The sequence below is a fragment of the Pseudomonas sp. Os17 genome (genome assembly GCF_001547895.1).
Classification (GTDB): domain Bacteria; phylum Pseudomonadota; class Gammaproteobacteria; order Pseudomonadales; family Pseudomonadaceae; genus Aquipseudomonas.
Map to the genome: position 1 here is coordinate 6307504 of NZ_AP014627.1, position 19083 is coordinate 6326586.

A 19083-nucleotide genomic window follows, 5' to 3' on the forward strand; every position below is an offset into this window, starting at 1 on the left:
GTGGATTGCTCGGGTACGGATGCTGTTTCGTTTTCAAAATCGTTTTCGCGCAAACAGGCGCAACGCCTGTAGGAGCGAGCTTGCTCGCGAAGGGCTGCGCAGCAGCCCCAAGAATCATCAGAGCACCACCGTGCGGTTGCCGTTCAAGAACACCCGCCGCTCGATGTGGTAGCCCACTGCCCGGGCCAGGGTCAGGCCCTCGATGTCGCGACCCTTGGCGATCAGGTCTTCAGGGTAGTAACTGTGGTCCACCACCTCCACGCCCTGGGCGATGATCGGGCCTTCGTCCAGGTCGTTGTTGATGTAGTGCGCGGTGGCACCCACCAGTTTCACGCCCTTGTTGTAGGCCTGGTGATAAGGCTTGGCGCCCTTGAAGCCCGGCAGCAGCGAGTGGTGGATATTGATCGCCTTGCCATCGAGCTTGCGGCACAGCTCCGGCGACAGCACTTGCATGTAGCGGGCAAGGATCACCAGTTCGGCGCCGGACTCCTCGATCACCTGCCACACCTGACGCTCCTGGGACGGCTTGTCGTTGGGGTCGAGGGGGAAGTGGTGGTAGGGAATCTGGTGCCAGTCGGCCAGGGGCTTGAGGTCCGGGTGGTTGGACACCACCGCCACCACGTCCATGGGCAACTGGCCGATGCGCTGGCGATAGAGCAGGTCGTTGAGGCAGTGATCGGCCTTGGAGACCATGATCACCACCTTCGGCCGATAGTGCGGCGCGGTCAGCTCGAAGTTCATTTCGAAGGCTTTGGCGCGCTCGGCCAGCCCCTGGCGAAAGCCCTGTTCGTCGAGGCCGTCGGGCTGGCGAAATTCCACGCGGATGAAGAAGCGACCCGAGAGCCGGTCATCGAAGGAGTGGTGCTCGGTGACGTAGCAACCCTGCTCGAACAGAAAGCGGGTCACCGCGTCCACCGTGCCGAGCACGCTGGGGCAGTCGGCGGTGAGAATCCATGTATCGGGGGCGCGGCTCATGGGCAGTAACTCCTGTTCGTTGGGGCAACCGCAGCGCGGTCGATTCTCTGTAGGAGCGAGCTTGCTCGCGAAAAATCCAAGGGCGCTGTGGTCTTCCGGGAAATCCATCCTTCGCGAGTTCGCGAGCCAGCTCGCTCCTACCAGGCCAAGCGGGGTCAGGCCTGGACGCTAAGGCCGTATTCGGCCGCGGCATCCTGCAGCCACATCCACCAGTAATCGGAGAAGCTGCGGCGTACCAGCAGCTCCCAGGTGTCTTCGCCGGTGCGGCGAATCACCAGTTGCGACTTGGCGAACACCGTGCCCACCGCCTTGCCCACCGGGAAGTTGTTGGGGTGCACGTCGTAGCTGGTGGACTTCATCAGCACCTGGCGCACGTTGGGGCCGGACAGTTCGAGGATCTGCTGGCCGCCGCTGACGTTGACGATCTGGATATGCAGGTCGCCCAGGGCGGCGCGCAGGTTCTGCTCGGCAGCGAATTCTTCACCGCTGGGCACGATCAGCAGCCACTCATCCGGGCCCAGCCATTGCAGGCTGCTCTCGCCCTTGACCACCACGCTCAGGGCGCCCGGCAATTCGATGCCCAGGGCCTTGTGCACGCCGGCGGCGAAGGCCGGGTCGTGGCCGTCGCCACGGATCGTCAGGTGACCGAGGAGTTTTTTCTCGCGCAGGATCACACCGGCGTTCTTGCGCCCCTTGCCCACCAGGCTCGGCAGGTCGGCGTGGTGCAGGGGCGACTCGGCCTTGGCCCCGGTGGTGGGGCGCTGTTGGTAAACGTTGACTGCGGTCATAGAGCACCTGTCCTGAATTCTGTTGATAACGCCCTGTAGGAGCCGGCTTGCCGGTGAAGAGGCCCTTGGGCCTTGTGGCAGCCTTGAGGCCGCCTTCGCTGGCAAGCCAGCTCCTACATGGGCGTGTTGTGCCTTAGATGTTCTGGCGGTCGCCTTTGGGGTCGAAGAACACCGAGGAAACGATTTCCGCCTCGATCACCCGGCCATCGGCCAGGGGCGCGAAGACCCGCTCGCCCAGGCGCTTGAGGCCGCCCTTGACCACGCCCAGGGCAAAGGAATAACCCAGGGAGTTGTGGGCATAGCTGGAGGTCACGTGACCGACCATGCTCATCGGGATCGCCTGCTTGGGGTTGAACACCAGTTGCGCGCCTTCCGGCAGCCACTGGGTCGGGTCGATCGGCTTGAGGCCCACCAGTTGCTTGCGCTCCTCGCGCACGCAGTCTTCACGGTTCATCCCGCGCCAGCCGATCCACGAGAACGGCTTGGTCCGGCCCACGCACCAACCCATGTTCAGGTCGTCCGGGGTCATCGAGCCGTCGGTGTCCTGGCCAACGATGATGAAACCCTTCTCGGCCCGCAGCACGTGCATGGTTTCGGTGCCGTAGGGGGTCAGGTTGTACTTCTTGCCAGCCTCGACGATCTGCTCCAGCACGCCCATGGCGTAGTCGGCCTGGACGTTGACCTCGTAGGACAGCTCGCCGGTGAACGAGATACGGAACACCCGCGCCGGCACGCCGCCCACCAGGCCTTCCTTCCAAGTCATGAACGGGAAGCCGTCCTTGTCCAGGTCGATGTCGGTGACTTCGCTCAGCAGCTTGCGGCTGTTGGGGCCCGACAGGGTCATGGTGGCCCAGTGGTCGGTGACCGAGGTGAAGTACACCTTGAGATCCGGCCATTCGGTCTGCTGGTAGATCTCCAGCCACTGCAGCACGCGCGCCGCGCCGCCGGTGGTGGTGGTCATCAGGAAGTGGTTGTCGGCCAGACAGGCGGTCACGCCGTCGTCGAAGACCATGCCGTCTTCCTTGCACATCAGGCCGTAGCGGGCCTTGCCCACGTCGAGCTTGGTCCAGGCGTTGGTGTAGATGCGGTTGAGGAACTCCCGGGCGTCCGGGCCCTGGATGTCGATCTTGCCCAGGGTCGAGGCGTCCAGCAGGCCGACGCTGTCGCGCACCGCCAGGCATTCACGCTTGACCGCGGCATGCAGGTCTTCGCCGTTTTTCGGGAAGTACCAAGGGCGCTTCCACTGACCGACGTCCTCGAACTCGGCGCCGTTCTTCACGTGCCAGGCGTGCAGCGCGGTGAAGCGTACCGGCTCGAAGATGTGCCCGCAGTGACGCCCAGCCACGGCGCCGAAGGTGATCGGCGTGTAGTTCGGGCGGAACATGGTGGTGCCCATCTGCGGAATGCTGACGTTCAGCGAACGAGCGGCGATGGCCAGACCGTTGACGTTGCCCAGCTTGCCCTGATCGGTGCCGAAGCCCAGGGCGGTGTAGCGCTTGACGTGCTCCACCGACTCGAAGCCCTCGCGGGTCGCCAGTTCGATGGCGGCGGCGGTGACGTCGTTCTGCAGGTCGACGAATTGCTTGGGCGCGCGAGCGGTGCCTTTTTCATGGGGCACCTGGAACAGCGCCAGGGTCGGTTCTTCCAGGCGGGCCAGGGCTTTGGGCAACACGCCCTCGACGCTCTGGAACCCGGCTTCGCTGGCGGCGCGCACACCGCCTTCGAAACCGTCGGCCAGGGTGTCGCCGAGGCTGTAGACGCCGTTGATGCCTCCGACGCACACGCGCTTCTGCGGTGCTTCACCGGGCACGAAACCGAGGATGTCTTCGCGCCACACCGGCTTGCCGCCCAGGTGCGAGGCCAGGTGCACCACCGGGCTGTAGCCGCCGGAACTGGCGATCAGGTCGCAGTCGAGCCATTCGCCGGGGCTGGTGACCTTGTGCGCCTTGACGTCGATGGCTGCTACGCGCGCGCCGGTCACGTGCTTGCTGCCACGAGCCTCGATCACCGCACTGGAAGTGAGGATGCGGATGCCCTTGGCCCGGGCTTCTTCCACCAGGGCGCCGCGGGGGTTGTGCCGCGCATCGGCGATGGCCACCACTTGCAGGCTGGCGTCGAGCCAGTCCAGGGCCACGCGGTAGGCGTGGTCGTTGTTGGTGGACAGCACCAGTTTCTTGCCCGGGGCCACGCCGTAGCGACGCACGTAGGTGGACACCGCGCCGGCCAGCATGTTGCCCGGCACGTCGTTGTTGCCGTAGACCAGCGGCCGCTCATGGGCGCCGGTGGCCAGCACCACGCGCTTGGCGCGGACCCGGTGGATACGCTGGCGCACCTGGCCGATCGGCGCGCGGTCGCCGAGGTGATCGGTGAGGCGCTCGTGGATGGTCAGGAAGTTATGGTCGTGGTAGCCGTTGACCGTGGCCCGTGGCAGCAGCAACACGTCCGGCAGCGACTTGAGCTCGGCGACCACACTGGCCACCCACTCCGCCGCCGGCTTGCCGTCCAGGCTTTCGCGACTGTCCAGCAGGCTGCCGCCGAACTCTTCCTGCTCATCGGCGAGGATCACCCGGGCGCCGCTGCGGGCAGCGGCCAGGGCGGCGGCGAGGCCGGCCGGGCCGGCGCCGACGATCAGCACGTCGCAGTGCTGGTTCATGTTGTCGTAGGTGTCCGGATCGTTCTCGGTGGGCGAGCGACCGAGGCCCGCCGCCTTGCGGATGTACTTCTCGTAGGTCATCCAGAACGATTGCGGGTACATGAAGGTTTTGTAGTAGAAGCCCGGCGGCATCAGCTTGCCGCCGACCTTGCCGAGAATCCCCATCATGTCGTTGTTGACGCTGGGCCAACCGTTGGTGCTGGTGGCCACCAGGCCCTGGTACAGCGCCTGTTGGGTGGCGCGCACGTTGGGGATCTGGGTGGCTTCGGTGGCGCCGATCTGCAGCACGGCGTTGGGCTCTTCGCAGCCCGCGGCGAAGATGCCCCGAGGCCGGGAGTACTTGAAGCTGCGACCGATGATGTCCACGCCGTTGGCCAGCAGGGCCGAGGCCAGGGTGTCGCCTTCAAAGCCTTTGTAGCTCTGGCCGTTGAAGGTGAAGGTGATGACTTTGTTGCGGTCGATGCGTCCGCCGTTGGACAGGCGATTGGTCTGGCTCATACCTTCTCTCCAGCAGCCTTGGCGGTGAACTGCGGTTTGGTGCCTATCTTGTAGGTTTCAAGAATTTCGTAGGTCACGGTGTCGCGGGTGGCGTTGAAGTACTGGCGGCAACCGGCGGCGTGAATCCACAACTCGTGGTGCAGGCCGCGGGGGTTGTCGCGGAAGAACATGTAGTCGCCCCACTCCTCGTCGGTGCAGGCGTTGGGGTCCAGGGGCCGGGGAATGTGGGCCTGGCCGGACGAATGGAATTCCTCTTCGGAGCGCAGCTCGCCGCAGTGAGGACAGAAGATATGCAACATAGGGAGTTGTCCTTTTAGTGGGCGACCGCAGCAGCGCCGTGTTCGTCGATCAGCGCACCGTTGTGGAAACGGTCGATGGAGAAAGGGGCGGCCAATGGATGCATTTCGCCCTTGGCCAGGCTTGCGGCAAACACGTTGCCCGAGCCCGGGGTGGCCTTGAAGCCGCCGGTGCCCCAACCGCAGTTGAAGAACATGTTCGGCACCGGGGTCTTGGAAATGATCGGGCAGGCGTCCGGGCTGGTGTCGACGATGCCGCCCCACTGGCGGTTCATGCGCACTCGGGAAAGGATCGGGAACATCTCGACGATGGCCTGGATGGTGTGCTCGATCACCGGGTAGGAGCCGCGCTGGCCGTAGCCGACCCAGCCGTCGATACCGGCGCCGATCACCAGGTCGCCCTTGTCCGACTGGCTGATGTAGCCGTGCACCGCGTTGGACATGATCACGCTGTCGATGATCGGTTTGATCGGCTCCGACACCAGGGCTTGCAGCGGGTGGGATTCGATCGGCAGGCGGAAGCCCGCGAGCTTGGCCATGTGCCCGGAGTTACCGGCGGTGACCACACCGACGCGCTTGGCGCCGATAAAGCCCTTGTTGGTCTCGACGCCGATGCACACGCCGTTTTCCTTGCGAAAACCGATGACTTCGGTCTGCTGGATCAGGTCCACGCCCAGGGCGTCGGCAGCCCGGGCAAAGCCCCAGGCCACGGCGTCGTGACGGGCCACGCCGCCACGGCGCTGGACTGTGGCGCCAAGGATCGGATAACGGGTGTTTTTCGAGCAATCCAGGTAGGGGATCTCGTCCGCCACCTGCTGGGTGTTGAGCAGCTCGCCATCGATGCCGTTGAGGCGGTTGGCGCTGACCCGACGCTCGGAATCACGGATGTCCTGCAGGGTGTGGCACAGGTTGTAGACCCCGCGCTGGGAGAACATGACGTTGTAATTGAGGTCCTGGGACAGGCCTTCCCACAGCTTCATGGCGTGCTCGTAGAGCTGCGCCGACTCGTCCCACAGGTAGTTGGAACGCACGATGGTGGTGTTGCGCGCGGTGTTGCCGCCGCCCAGCCAGCCTTTTTCCACCACCGCGACGTTGGTGATGCCGTGTTCCTTGGCCAGGTAGTAGGCCGTGGCCAGGCCATGCCCGCCACCACCGACGATGACCACGTCATAGACCTTCTTCGGGGTCGGCGTGCGCCACATGCGCTGCCAGTTTTCATGGTGGCTGAGAGAGTGCTTGAAGAGGCCGAAGCCCGAATAGCGTTGCATAGTCATTGCTCCAGTTGCGGCTCTCAGCGGTAAACCGGGAAATCAGCGCACAGGGCTGCCACCTGGCGCGCGACATTGGCCTCGACGTCGGCATCGCCGAGATGGTCGAGGATGTCGCAGATCCAGCCCGCCAGCTCGGTGCACTGGGTGACCTTGAATCCGCGGGTGGTGACCGCCGGGGTGCCGATGCGCAGGCCGGAGGTGACAAACGGCGACTGCGGGTCGTTGGGCACGGCGTTCTTGTTCACGGTGATGTGGGCGCGGCCCAGGGCGGCGTCGGCATCCTTGCCGGTCAGGCCCTGACGGATCAGGCTGACCAGGAACAGATGGTTGTCGGTGCCACCGGACACTACATCGTAGCCGCGTTTGATAAATACGCCGGCCATGGCCTGGGCGTTGTCGATCACCTGTTGCTGGTAGACCTTGAACCCGGGCTCCAGCGCTTCCTTGAAGCACACCGCCTTGGCGGCGATCACGTGCATCAACGGACCGCCCTGGGCACCCGGGAACACCGCAGCGTTGAGCTTCTTCTCGATCTCTTCGTTGGCCTTGACCAGGATCAGGCCGCCACGGGGACCGCGCAGGGTCTTGTGGGTGGTGGTGGTGACCACGTCGGCATAGGGCAGCGGGTTGGGATACAGACCGGCGGCCACCAGCCCGGCGACGTGGGCCATGTCGACGAACAGCAGCGCCCCGACCTTGTCGGCGATCTGCCGGAAACGCGGGAAGTCCAGGGTCTTGGAGTAGGCCGAGAAGCCAGCGACGATCATCTTCGGCTTATGTTCCACGGCCAGACGCTCGACTTCGTCGTAGTCGATCAGCCCGGTGCGGGTATCGATGCCGTACTGCACGGCGTTGTACAGCTTGCCCGAAGACGACACCTTGGCGCCGTGGGTCAAGTGACCGCCATGGGCCAGGCTCATGCCGAGAATGGTGTCGCCGGCCTGCAGCAGGGCCAGGTACACCGCGCTGTTGGCGGAAGAGCCGGAGTGCGGCTGGACGTTGGCGTAATCGGCGCCGAACAGCTGCTTGGCACGCTCGATGGCCAGGGCCTCGACCTTGTCCACATGCTCGCAGCCACCGTAGTAGCGCTTGCCCGGATAGCCTTCGGCGTACTTGTTGGTCAGCCCGCTGCCTTGCGCCTGCATCACCCGCTTGCTGGTGTAGTTCTCCGACGCGATCAGCTCGATGTGATCTTCCTGGCGTTGTTCCTCGGCATTGATCGCCGCCAGCAGTGCATCGTCGTAACCCTGGATCTGGTCTTGCTTGCTGAACATCACGTCTCTCCCAGCGGCGGCGCTGCGCCTTTCGTCTCGGTGAGGCCAGCCTTAAAGCTGCGCCCTTTGGATGCGATGGTATGACCGGCAAGGGGAACTCAAATGCCTATGGACGCCACGCAAAGGTGCGTTTACGACATGCCTTGGCGCACGGAGATAAATGCCTCGGGCCACAGCCGGGCGAAGGCTCTGGATCGACACCTTGCGGCGCAGCACAGGTCCGGGCCGCAGGCGAAAGGCGCCCGCCCCTGTAGCCGCTGCTGAGCCTGCGAAGCTGCGCAAAGGTCCGCAGGACCTTGCCTGGCGATCTCCAGCCACACCTCTACGCCCTCAAGATCGCCGCGTCTGCTGCGTCGCAATGCCGCCCAAGCCGTTCGCAGCCTGCGGCAGCGGCTACAGGAGTTGGCGCAGGGCCAGCAGCAGGAGAAAGTGCGCCGGGTACAGCAGGTAGGCCCAGCGCCGCATGGCCGGCACCGTACAACCGCGCAACACTCGCAGCAGCATCACTCCCAGCCACGGCGCCAGCAGACAAACGGCAATACCGCAGGTCGCCACCGGATTGCCCAGGCGCGCCGCCGGGAACAAGGTTTCCCATTGGTTGGCCGCCAGGCACAAGGCCCCGGGCAACAGGCTGAAATACCAGGGTCGGCGCAGCACCAGCAGCAGGGCCAGCGGCAGCAACACCCCGAAGGCACCAAACATCAGCCAGCGGGACAAACCCAGCGCCAGCAACAGGGCCGCCAGGCCAAGCGCCAAGGCCAGTCCCCGACGCTGCTGCCAGCCCCGGGCCACCAGCAAGCCCAGGGCCAGGGTCGGCAGCACATTCAAGGTGTCGGGATCAGGCACGAACAGGCGATAGGGAATCTCACTCAGCGCGCTGAACAGCAGCAGCCAGCCCAGGTAGCGCCATTGCCCGGTCGGGCGTCCGGCACGCTCGCTCAGGCGCGTCAGATTCACCGCCATGGCCAGACAGAACCAGGGAAACGCCAGCCGCCCCGGCACATACAGCCAGTCCAGGCTCAGGCCCACATACCGCAGGTGATCCAGCACCATGCTCAGCAGCGCCAGCCACTTCAGTGCATCCAGCGCCCCATCGCGCTGGCTGTTGTCGGTTTTCAGCATCGCATCACGCATAAATCCTTATGGGCCCTGCATTATTCCTGCATAAACAGAGCGTGTGCTGAGCCATTAATCTTGGGTAAAGTGCGCACCATCATCGACCACGGAGCCGGCCATGACCGACAAGAGCCAACAATTCGCCAGCGACAACTACTCCGGCATCTGCCCCGAAGCCTGGGCCGCCATGGAGCAGGCCAACCACGGCCACGAGCGCGCTTACGGCGACGATCAGTGGACCGCTCGCGCCTCGGATCATTTCCGCAAACTGTTCGAAACCGACTGCGAAGTGTTCTTCGCCTTCAACGGCACCGCCGCCAACTCCCTGGCCCTGTCGTCGCTGTGCCAGAGTTATCACAGCGTGATCTGCTCGGAAACCGCCCACGTCGAAACCGACGAATGCGGCGCCCCGGAGTTCTTCTCCAACGGTTCCAAGCTGCTGATCGCCGGCACCCAGAACGGCAAGCTGACCCCGGAATCGATCCGCGAGATCGCCCTCAAGCGCCAGGACATCCACTATCCCAAGCCGCGGGTGGTGACCCTGACCCAGGCCACCGAAGTGGGCAGCGTCTACACCCCGGAAGAAGTCCGCGCCATCAGCGCCACCTGCAAGGAACTGGGGCTGAACCTGCACATGGACGGCGCGCGCTTCTCCAACGCCTGCGCCTTCCTCGGCTGCACCCCGGCGGAGCTGACCTGGAAGGCCGGCGTCGACGTGTTGTGCTTTGGCGGCACGAAAAACGGCATGGCGGTGGGGGAAGCGATCCTGTTCTTCAACCACAAGCTGGCGGAAGACTTCGACTACCGCTGCAAACAGGCCGGCCAGCTGGCCTCGAAAATGCGCTTTCTCTCGGCGCCCTGGGTCGGCCTGCTGGAAAACGACGCCTGGCTCAAGCACGCCCGCCACGCCAACCACTGCGCACAGTTGCTGGCCCAGCTAGTGGCCGACATCCCTGGCGTGGAGCTGATGTTCCCGGTGCAGGCCAACGGCGTGTTCCTGCAACTCTCGGAACCGGCGATTGCCGCCCTGACCGCCAGGGGCTGGCGCTTCTATACCTTCATCGGCAAGGGCGGCGCGCGCTTCATGTGCTCCTGGGACACCGAAGAAGAGCGCGTGCGCGAATTGGCAGCGGACATCCGCACCGTGATGAGCGCCTGACCCATCCCCTCCGCATGTAGGAGCTGGCTGGCCAGCGAACAGGCCCGCAACCCGGGCGCCGCTCTCACAGGCGCCTTCGCCGGCAAGCCGGCTCCTACAATAGCCCGCGCACCTCTCGCCCCGTAGGAGCTGGCTGGCCAGCGAAGAGGCCCGCACCCCGGGCGCCGATCTCACGGGCGCCTTCGCCGGCAAGCCGGCTCCTACAATTGCCCGCGCACCTCTCGCCCCGTAGGAGCTGGCTGGCCAGCGAAGAGGCCCCCAAGCCGGGCGCCGATCTCACGGGCGCCTTCGCCGGCAAGCCGGCTCCTACAATAGCTAGAGCACCTCCCGCCCGTAGGAGCTGGCTGGCCAGCGAACAGGCCCGCAAGCCAGACGCCGATCTCACGGGCGCCTTCGCCGGCAAGCCGGCTCCTGCAACGACACGCCCTCCTCCATGGGAACTGGCTGGCCAGCGAAAGCATCAGTTCACAAATTCCTGAACTGATTATTTGCCCCTGCTGATTCAACATCCGCCACCTTTGTCCGAGACTCCGGGGTCGACCTATAAAAACAAAGGCTCCACCCATGACGACTCAGTCTTGCGTCACCGAAAAGGCCCAGTCTCCCGGCCTTGCGATCGAAACCCGTTCCATCGACTACGTGCCGCGCAACGAGCGCCACGGCAAGGTCTGGCACCAGGGACCGTTCTGGTTCACCGGCAACTTCGTGCTCACCACCATGGTCACCGGCTTCACCGGCGCGGCCCTGGGCCTGGCCCTGCCCTATGCCATTCTGGCGATCGTCATCGGTGTGTGCCTGGGCACCTTCTGCATGGCCTTCCACGCCAACCAGGGCCCGCGCATGGGCCTGCCGCAGATGATCCAGTCCCGCGCGCAGTTCGGCCTGCGGGGCGCCATCGTGCCGTTCACCGCGGTGGTGTTCGTCTACATCGGCTTCAACGTGTTCAACGTGATCCTCGCCACCGACGCCATCAACACGGTGATTCCTGGGGCCCGGGCGCCCTGGTACAGCCTGATGATCGCCGTGGCGGTGCTGATCGCGGTGGTCGGCCATGACCTGCTGCATACCGTGCAGCGCTGGCTGACCTACGTGATGATCAGCGTGTTCGCGGTGCTCACCGTCAGCGCCCTGCTGACCCTGCAGGCCGACTCCGCCGTGGCCGATGCGCATTTTTCCTGGTCGGCGTTCCTGATCCAGCTGTCGGCTGCCGCCGGCTACCAGATCAGCTACTCGGTGTACGTCTCCGACTATTCGCGCTACCTGCCGCACCAGACGCCGTCGCGCCAGGTGATTTTCTGGACCTACCTGGGCGCCGCCGGCTCGGCCCTGTGGCTGATGTCCCTGGGGGCCTTCCTGGCGTCCGCCCTGCCCTCGCCGGACGCCATCGCCAGCGTGCGCGAAGTGGGCAACACCCTGATTCCCGGCTTTGGCACCTTCACCGTGCTGATCGCGGTGCCGGCGCTGGTGGGCATCATGGCGGTCAACTGCTACGGCGCCATGCTCACCGGCATCAGCGCCATTGACGGTTTCAAGTCGATCAAGCCCAACCTCAAGAGCCGGGTGACCGGCATCCTGCTGGTGGCGGTGGTGATCTTCCTGATCGCCATGAACATTCCCGAAAGCTACCTGGGCAGCTTCAACACCTTTGTCCTGCTGATGCTGTACTTCCTGGTGCCCTGGACCGCGGTCAACCTGGCGGACTTCTACCTGGTGCGCAAAGGCCATTACGCCATCAGCCACATCTTCAATCCCGCCGGCATCTATGGCCGCTGGTCCAGCGCCGGGTTGCTGGCCTACTTCCTCGGCTTGCTGGCGATGGTGCCGTTCATGTCCCTGAGCTTCTATCAGGGGCCGCTGTCCCAGGCCCTGGGCGGCGCCGACATTGCCTTCGTGATTGGCCTGGCGGTGGCCGGGCTGGTCTACTGGGGCCTGACCCGTAACCTGGACCTGGAAGCCGAACGCCTGGCCATCCAGGCCAGCGAACAGCAACTGGAAGGAGGCGCGCAATGATTCCTCAGGGCTCTGTGAAAGTGGCCTGCCAGCAACTGGCACCACGGATCGGCGATCTGAACTACAACCGCACCCTCAGCACCGAGGCCATCCGCCAGGCCGCTGCCCGTGGCGCCCAGGTGGTGGTGCTGCCGGAACTGGTGCAGAGCGGCTATGTGTTCCGCGACCGGAAAGAAGCGCTGGCACTCTCGGAAACCCTCGACGGACCGACCCTGAGCCTGTGGAAAACCCTGGCCGAAGAGCTGCAGGTGGTGATCGTCGGCGGCTTCTGCGAGCGCCTGGATGAGGAACGGGTGGCCAACAGCGCGGCGCTGATCGAGCCCGAAGGAACGCTGACGGTGTATCGCAAGGCCCACCTGTGGGATCAGGAAAACCTGATCTTCACCCCCGGCGACGAACCGCCACCGGTGGTGCCCACCCGCTTCGGGCCGATCGCCATGATGATCTGCTATGACCTGGAGTTTCCCGAATGGGTGCGCCTGCCGGCCCTGGCCGGGGCGGCACTTTTATGTGCACCGGTGAACTGGCCGGACGGCCCGCGCCCGGCCAGCGAACGCCCGGCGGAGATGATCCGGGTACAGGCCAACGCGGCGGTCAATCGGATGTTCGTTGCCGCTTGCGATCGCTGTGGCCAGGAGCGCGACGTTGACTGGGTGGGTGGCTCGACCATTGTCGATGCCGACGGCTATCCGCTGGCGGGCAAGGATCGGCACAGTGCCGAGCAGTTGCTGCTGGCGGAGCTGGACCTGGCCCAGGCCTGGCACAAGTCCATCAGCGAACATAACCATGTGCACCTGGATCGGCGCCCGGCGCTGTATTGAGCGCAAGGCCCGCGTGGGGTGAGTGAGCGGCTTGCTCACTCACCACCAGAGCGGGATCAGTATTCCACTCGCACGTCGCCCTTGGGCACGCTGCAGCAGGACAGGATGTAGCCTTCGGCTTCGTCTTCCTCGGTGATCCCGCCGTTGTGCTCCATCACCACTTCGCCGCCCAGCTTGAGCACCTTGCAGGTGCCGCAGATGCCCATGCCGCAGGCCTTGGGGATCATCAGGCCGAGCTTGGCCGCAGCGGCATGCACGGTTTCCCCCGGGGCCACGCGGATGCTCTTGCCGGAGGCGGTGAACTCCACCTGATGCAGATCGGCCAGATCCGGCTCCGGCGCCTCGGCCGCCTGTTCGGCGTGTTCCACGGCGTCGGCCCGGGCTTCGGGCGGGGTCGCGCCGAAGGATTCCTCGTGGTAGCGCGCCATGTCGAAACCGGCAGCTTCCAGCAGGCGCTTGACCGCATTCATGTAGGGCGTCGGCCCGCAGCAGAACACTTCCCGCTCCAGGAAGTCCGGGGCCATCAGCTCCAGCATCTTGTGGTTCAGGTAGCCGCGATAGCCGGCCCAGGGCTCGCCCAGGCCGTGTTTCTCGCAGATCAGGTGCAGGCTGAAGTTGTCGATCCGCGAGGCCATGTGCTCCAGCTCGCGGTGGTAAATGATGTCCTTGGGTGAGCGGGCGCTGTGGATGAACACCATGTCGACGTTGCCGTTGGTGTCGTAGAACCAGCGCGCCATGGACATCACCGGGGTGATGCCGACGCCGCCGCTGAGGTAAAGCACTTTCGGGCTGGGGAAGTCGATGGCGTTGAACAGCCCCACTGGCCCGTGCACCGCCAGCTCCTGGCCTTCATGCAGGGTGTCGTGCAGCCAGTTGGAGACCTTGCCCCCCGGCACGCGCTTGATGGTCACCGAAAAGCTGTAGGGCACCGACGGCGAGCTGGAAATGGTGTAGGAGCGCATCACCGGCTGGCCTTCGATCTCCAGCTCCAGGGTGACGAACTGCCCGGGCTTGAAGAAGAACATGATCGGCTGGTCGGCCATGAAGCAGAAGGTCCGCACGTCCCAGGTTTCCTGGATGACTTTGACGCAACGGACGATGTGACGGCCATTGGCCCAGGTCTGGGTGGTTACCGGGTTGAGGAAGGTGTTGGACATGCTGTTCTCCACGGCCGACTGTCGGCGTCTTGTCAGCGATTCTGCGTAAGGCTTCTCGCGCCCATTTACCTATCTGCGACATTCACATGCTTATCGCGACCAGCCCCCAGCTGCCGGGGCTGGCGCGTCGGGAACAGATTGGGCCATGTCGCCCATGGATAAGGTTCAAGGCGCCCGCGGACCCACACTCGCCTCAAACACGACAACCGATTTTTCGTGACTTGCGTAGCACCCACCGTAGCCACTATTTAATTCGCCGGCCGCACAGAACGGCCATGAGGACTTGAACGATGGACGTCACCGCAACCCTGAGCTTGGGCGATCCACTGGAACCTGCACGCAAGGCCACTGCACAGATGCTGCAGGAGCGCGAGCGGACCTTCTCCCTGCCGCAGCCCTTCTACTGCGATGAAAGGCTGTTCGATATCGACATGCAGGAGATCTTCCAGAAGGAATGGCTGATCGCCGGCATGACCTGCGAGATCCCCACCAAGGGCAACTACATCACCCTGCAGATCGGCAAGAACCCGATCATCGTCATCCGCGGCGCCGACGGCGTGGTCCACGCCTTCCACAACGTCTGCCGCCACCGCGGTTCGCGGCTGTGCACCAGCGACAAGGGCAAGGTCGCCAAGCTGGTCTGCCACTACCACCAGTGGACCTACGAACTGGACGGTCGCCTGCTGTTCGCCGGCACCGAGATGGGCGCCGACTTCGACATGAAGCAGTACGGCCTGAAACCGGTGAACGTGAAGACCGCCGGCGGCTACATCTTCATTTCCCTGGCCGAGAACCCGCCGGCCATCGACGACTTCCTGGCGACCCTGGCCCATTACATGGAGCCCTACGACATGGAGAACACCAAGGTGGCGGTGCAGACCACCTTGCATGAAAAGGCCAACTGGAAGCTGGTGCTGGAGAACAACCGCGAGTGCTACCACTGCGGCGGCTCGCACCCCGAATTGCTGAAAACCCTGCTGGAATGGGACGACGTCACCGACCCGCGGGCCGACCAGGCGTTCAAGGACCACGTGGCCGCCTCCGCCGCCGCCTGGGAAGCCGAGAAGATCCCTTACGCCCACGCCAGCTTCGGCCTGCGCAACCGTATCGTGCGCATGCCGCTGCTCAAGGGCACCGTGTCCATGACCATGGACGGCAAGCAGGGCTGCGCCAAGCTGATGGGGCGGATCAAGAACCCGGACCTGGGCTCGATGCGCATCCTGCACCTGCCGCATTCGTGGAACCACTGCATGGGCGACCACATCATCGTGTTCACCGTGTGGCCGATCAGCGCCCAGGAAACCGTGGTCACCACCAAGTGGCTGGTGCACAAGGATGCCGTGGAAGGTGTCGATTACGACGTCGAGCGCATGCGCCAGGTGTGGGACGCCACCAACGACCAGGACCGGCGCCTGGCGGAAGAAAACCAGCGCGGCATCAACTCCACCGCCTACCAGCCGGGCCCGTACTCCAAGACCTACGAGTTCGGCGTGGTCAACTTCGTCGACTGGTACAGCGAGCGCATGCTGAGCAACCTCGGCGCGGAACCGGCGCCCTACCTCAAGGGCGTGCCGGTCACCGGCTGACCCCCCAGGCTCGGCAGCGGCTACAGGGTTGGTGTAGCCGCTGCCGCAGGCTGCGAACGGCTTGGGCGGGATTGCGACGTAGCGCGCGTAAGGATCTTGCAGGCGACAGAGGTTCGTCTGGCGACCGTCAAGCAAGGTCCTGCGGACCTTGTCGCAGCCTCGCGGGCTCGGCAGCGGCTACAGGGTTTCAGGGGGTTCAGGGCCTTCGAGGCAGTGACCAACTGACTGCGCCGGTCTCGCCAATGAAGTCTTCGCTGATCTGCGCCCCATCCAGCTTCACCCTCACGTAACCGTTGCGCACCCGCAGCGGGTAGTTCGGATCATCCGCCGACAGGGTTTCCGACCACAGCACCTGAGGGTTGCCTTTCAATTCGCGGGTGACGCCATAGGGAATCGCCCCGTGGCCGATGCAGCGCCCGTACATGCCGTCCTTGGGCGCATAGCAGATGCCATTGTGCAGGTGCCCCCAGTACCAGTAGTCCGGCACCCGGCCCAGGGCCGCGACCACCTGCTTGTACAGCGCGGTCTGCTGCTGGCCGCTGATATCCAGCCCCTGGTGATGGCTGAGCAGCATGATCTTGCGCCCCTGGCCCTTGCTGGCCACCAGGTCCTTGAGCCATTGCTGCTGCGGGGGATTGAGGTTGCCGTCCATGTACAGGTTCATTTCGTCGGCGGCATAGGCGCTGTCCAGGCCGACGATCAGCCAGTGGCTGTTGAACAGGGTGAAGTAGCTGGTGCCCTGCTGCTGGGGAAACAGCGCGGCGATCTCGGCAAAGTAGCCATGGGCACCGCTGTACATTTCATGGTTGGAGTTGAGGCTGAATGACGCCTGGCGGCCCATGGGCCAATCGGCAAGGTCGGCGTTCTCTTCGCTGCCGGTACCGGCGTAATACACATCTCCCAGGTGGACGGTGAAATCCGCCTGGTCCTGCTTGATCAGGTCCGCCACCCGCTGCGCCGCCGAATGGGGCTGGAAGTAGCCGGTGCCCCAGTCCCCGGCCATGTCCAGCAGCACGTTGTCGGCCATCTCGATCAGCGCCGGGGTGGTGCCGAAGGGCGCGTGCTTGCGCAGGTTCTCGATCCAGTTGAGCAGCGCCTCGCTCCAGCGCAGGTCCAGCAGCTCCCACTGGCGACAACCCAACAGGGTGCCGTCCTTCATCACCTGGGTCTGCAGCTCGGCCACCGTTTGCGGCAGGGGCTTGGCGTTGCCCAGGTGCAGCACCGACAGGCCGTGGGCCAACTCCCAGGGCACCGGCGCCTGACCGGGGGGCAAGTCGCCGTGAATCAGGGCGTACTGCGCCTGGTCATGGGCGCGCTGCAGCAGTTGCACGATCGCCTGCAGCTCCGCCGGCTCAAGCTGGCTACGGAGTTTTTTCCAGGCCAGGTCGAGCCTGGCCAGCAGCCCGTCGACCCGGGCTTTCACCTGTTCGTATTCGTGTTCCAGATTACTCACAAATGACATGTCGGCATCCCTCTTGATGGTCCCTTTGCCCAAACGCCGAACGGGCGTCACAGGGTCTTCATGTACTCGATCAGTTGCCACTTCTGCTGCTCTGAAAGCTGCGTGCCATACAGGTGGCCGCTGTTGCTGTTGCCCTCCAGGTGGGTGTCGTACTTGAAGGAGCCCGGGCCCTGCAGCGTCGGGCCGCTGGTGACAAAGCCGACCTTCTGCGGGTCATACACATCCGAGCCGGTGTAGAACACCTGGGGCCGTAATTGCGGGGCCTGCAACAGGTCCCAGAGGCTGGGCACCGAGCCGTTGTGCAGGTACGGCGCGCGCAGCCAGACGCCGTCGGTGGGGGTGTTGCTGTAGCTCTGGGTCTTGCGATAGGCGCCAAAGTCGAACGGCGGCTTCTTGAAGCCGTGGAAGGCCTGGACCAGCCCGGTGGTGAAGGAATCCAGGCGATGGGGATCGGTGCCCAGCGCCTGGATATTGGTGGTGACCTGGCCGGTGTCGGCCTTGCCGAAATCATGGCAACCGGCGCAGTTGGCTTCCCACAGCGGCTTGCCCTGGGCCACCTTGGCCTGATCGAGGGCGAACGGCCAGGCCGGCGGCTTGTGCCCCAGCAACCAGTTGGTGACCCGGTTGAAGCTCTCGGGCAGCACCGATTGCGGGGTCGCGCCCACGGCCATCGCCGCCGCGTAGTTGCGCTCGCGGATCTGGTTGTTGTTGCCGTCCCAGTGCAGGTACATCGACTCCCGGGGCTTCTGGTTCCAGATCTGCGGCAGGTCCACGGTGCCGATGGTGGAGTCGTCGGGGAAACCGAACACCACCATCTTGGTCGGGTTGAAGGTGTCGGTACGCCCCGGCCCTTGCGGCGGCCGCAACTTCTGCCAGGCGTAGGCCTGCTTCTGCTTGAGCAGCGCGCTCCTGGCCATGGGCATGATCAGGTAGCGGTTGTACAGGCGCTCGATGAAGCCCAGCTGGAACTTGGCGTTGATCGCGTCCATCAGCGCATCCACGGTGAATTTCGGATCGCTGGCGCAATCGTAGGCAAACCACTGGAAGGCCTGGAGCTGCATCAGGTTGGCCGGCGCCGTGGGCACCACCTGGGACACATCGCCGGCGCTGGCGCGGTAGGCACCGGTGTGGCACAGGGCGCAGTTGGGCTCCACCGTGGGGTAGCCGAGCTGCCGCTTGGCCATGCCCACCGGCAGGTCCCGGCCGTTCTCGTAGAGGAAGCCGAAGACTTCGTAGCCGCCGGGCCGGGGCAGTTTTTCCGGGCACATCTGTGGCAGCACGGCGAACAGGTAGTAGGGAATCCGCGCCTCGATGCCCAGGCCGATGGCGGCGTACTTGAAGTGGTCCTCGTCGGAGGCTTCCACCGGCTGCGGCACCTCGCGCAGCATGTTGACCCATGTCTGGTAGCCAACAAACCCCAGCACCAGCAGCGTCACCAGGGCGCCGACACGAAAGCTGTGGCGCGCCCAGCAGGCGGCCCAGTGTTCACGCAAGGCCTGCAGCCCGGCACAGAGCAGGGCCCAGGGCCGATTGGCCGGGGCACTGCCCAGGTACAGCAGGAGGCCGAGCACCAGGAACATGCCGAGGTCGCCCATCAGCATGGGCACGAACACCTGGGACTGGTTGCTGGTATTGATCAGGTAGATCCAGAACGCCACGGCGATCAGCCGCGACAGCACGCACAGCCAGGAATGCACCACGAAACGCGGAGCGTTGCAGCCCGAAGGCATGTAGAACAGGCTGATGCCCACCAGCAGCATGCCGGTGTTTTCCAGCCAGGGATCGGACAGCACCGGCGGCAGGCCGACCACCGCGGTCAGCAGCGCCGGGGCAAACAGCGCCGGCAGGGCGAACACCATGTTCATGGCGATGCCCAGCCAGATGAAGCGTTGGAACCAGCGGATATAAGCGTTCATCTCAACCTTCCCTGCATCCATGTGTAGCGGCCGCCGCAGCCTGCACTCGACCTCGAAGCGTGCTTGCTGCGCTGCCTGTTCCCTGACCTGGCCCAAGCCCG

Annotated in this window: 14 protein-coding genes; 4 read left to right on the forward strand and 10 right to left on the reverse strand. The window is 64.7% G+C overall.

What is annotated here, in order from left to right; translation table 11 throughout:
• Positions 1-117 precede the first annotated feature (117 nt).
• The 7 genes from purU to POS17_RS28015 all read right to left on the reverse strand — a co-directional run bounded on the left by purU (position 118) and on the right by POS17_RS28015 (position 8889).
• Entirely contained in the window at positions 118-975 is an 858-nt protein-coding gene (gene purU / locus POS17_RS27985) for a formyltetrahydrofolate deformylase (RefSeq protein ID WP_060841437.1), read from the reverse strand.
• A 155-nt stretch (positions 976-1130) separates the two neighbouring features.
• Positions 1131-1763 carry a sarcosine oxidase subunit gamma gene (locus POS17_RS27990; protein ID WP_016964293.1) on the reverse strand — a complete coding sequence of 211 codons (633 nt, stop codon included), beginning with the start codon at positions 1761-1763 and terminating at the stop codon, positions 1131-1133.
• A 133-nt stretch (positions 1764-1896) separates the two neighbouring features.
• Positions 1897-4914, reverse strand: coding sequence for a sarcosine oxidase subunit alpha (locus POS17_RS27995; RefSeq protein WP_060841438.1), 3018 nt, complete (start codon positions 4912-4914; stop codon positions 1897-1899).
• Positions 4911-5213, reverse strand: a complete 303-nt coding sequence (locus POS17_RS28000; protein ID WP_011063902.1) for a sarcosine oxidase subunit delta — start codon at positions 5211-5213, stop codon at positions 4911-4913. Before POS17_RS28000 ends, POS17_RS27995 begins: the two co-directional genes overlap by 4 nt.
• Before the next feature lie 14 nt (positions 5214-5227).
• Positions 5228-6478, reverse strand: a complete 1251-nt coding sequence (locus tag POS17_RS28005; protein ID WP_060841439.1) for a sarcosine oxidase subunit beta family protein — start codon at positions 6476-6478, stop codon at positions 5228-5230.
• A 23-nt stretch (positions 6479-6501) separates the two neighbouring features.
• Positions 6502-7755, reverse strand: a complete 1254-nt coding sequence (locus tag POS17_RS28010) for a serine hydroxymethyltransferase (RefSeq protein ID WP_060841440.1) — start codon at positions 7753-7755, stop codon at positions 6502-6504.
• Between the two features lie 393 nt (positions 7756-8148).
• Positions 8149-8889: a TraX family protein gene (locus POS17_RS28015; RefSeq protein WP_060841441.1), complete on the reverse strand. Its 741-nt coding sequence runs from the start codon at positions 8887-8889 to the stop codon at positions 8149-8151.
• Between the two features lie 100 nt (positions 8890-8989).
• Here POS17_RS28015 and POS17_RS28020 point away from each other — a divergent pair, with 100 nt between their 5' ends.
• From POS17_RS28020 to POS17_RS28030, 3 genes are all read left to right on the forward strand, one after another.
• Positions 8990-10030 (forward strand): threonine aldolase family protein, encoded by a 1041-nt coding sequence (locus POS17_RS28020; RefSeq protein WP_060841442.1) that lies wholly within the window; start codon positions 8990-8992, stop codon positions 10028-10030.
• Positions 10031-10594: 564 nt separating this feature from the next.
• On the forward strand, positions 10595-12040 hold the full coding sequence (locus POS17_RS28025; protein WP_060841443.1) for a purine-cytosine permease family protein: 1446 nt from the start codon (positions 10595-10597) through the stop codon (positions 12038-12040).
• On the forward strand, positions 12037-12861 hold the full coding sequence (locus POS17_RS28030; RefSeq protein ID WP_060841444.1) for a nitrilase-related carbon-nitrogen hydrolase: 825 nt from the start codon (positions 12037-12039) through the stop codon (positions 12859-12861). The genes POS17_RS28025 and POS17_RS28030 overlap by 4 nt, the downstream gene beginning before the upstream one ends.
• 56 nt (positions 12862-12917) lie before the next feature.
• Here the strand turns inward: POS17_RS28030 and gbcB are convergent, their stop codons facing one another.
• Positions 12918-14018 (reverse strand): glycine-betaine demethylase subunit GbcB, encoded by a 1101-nt coding sequence (gbcB, locus tag POS17_RS28035; protein WP_060841445.1) that lies wholly within the window; start codon positions 14016-14018, stop codon positions 12918-12920.
• Between the two features lie 290 nt (positions 14019-14308).
• On the opposite strand from gbcB, the gene gbcA reads away from it, so the two are divergent.
• The gene (gene gbcA, locus POS17_RS28040; protein WP_060841446.1) at positions 14309-15604 is read left to right on the forward strand and encodes a glycine-betaine demethylase subunit GbcA; all 1296 of its coding nucleotides are present in this window, start codon (positions 14309-14311) and stop codon (positions 15602-15604) included.
• Between the two features lie 196 nt (positions 15605-15800).
• Here gbcA and POS17_RS28045 read toward each other — a convergent pair whose 3' ends face one another.
• Positions 15801-17066: a metallophosphoesterase family protein gene (locus POS17_RS28045; RefSeq protein WP_060841447.1), complete on the reverse strand. Its 1266-nt coding sequence runs from the start codon at positions 17064-17066 to the stop codon at positions 15801-15803.
• 47 nt (positions 17067-17113) lie between these two features.
• The gene (locus tag POS17_RS28050) at positions 17114-18982 is read right to left on the reverse strand and encodes a hypothetical protein (RefSeq protein WP_060841448.1); all 1869 of its coding nucleotides are present in this window, start codon (positions 18980-18982) and stop codon (positions 17114-17116) included.
• Between the last annotated feature and the right edge of the window lie 101 nt (positions 18983-19083).